1 protein-coding gene is annotated in these 231 nt (G+C 34.6%); it reads right to left on the bottom strand.

The genetic code is table 11. The features are described 5' to 3' along the window. Positions 1 to 231, bottom strand: a 231-nt coding sequence (locus GB932_RS21880) for a hypothetical protein (RefSeq protein WP_231915940.1), incomplete at both ends; no start/stop codon positions are given.

The following is a 231-nucleotide window of genomic DNA, read 5'->3' as shown; positions in this document are numbered from 1 at the left end:
GGTTTTTAAACGAACCAGATATCTGTTAAGCACTTCATCGTCGTCTCTGTCAAGATTTTGCCTTAGCTTTTGAATTTTTTTGTATGATTTTTCGAAGCTTTTAAGGGCCCTACTCTTTCCTGCAGAATTGCTGGCATCAATAGCGTATAAATAATTCTGAAGACTATATTTCAAGCTGGTAATCTCATCATTTAATCCGTTGTTTTTAAACTTGGGAAAAGTAGAGATCAT

The sequence above is a fragment of the Microbacterium karelineae genome, from assembly GCF_009745985.1.
GTDB lineage: Bacteria > Actinomycetota > Actinomycetes > Actinomycetales > Microbacteriaceae > Microbacterium > Microbacterium karelineae.
Note: the sequence above shows the minus strand (reverse complement) of the source record. Positions and strands in the feature narration are given on the sequence as shown.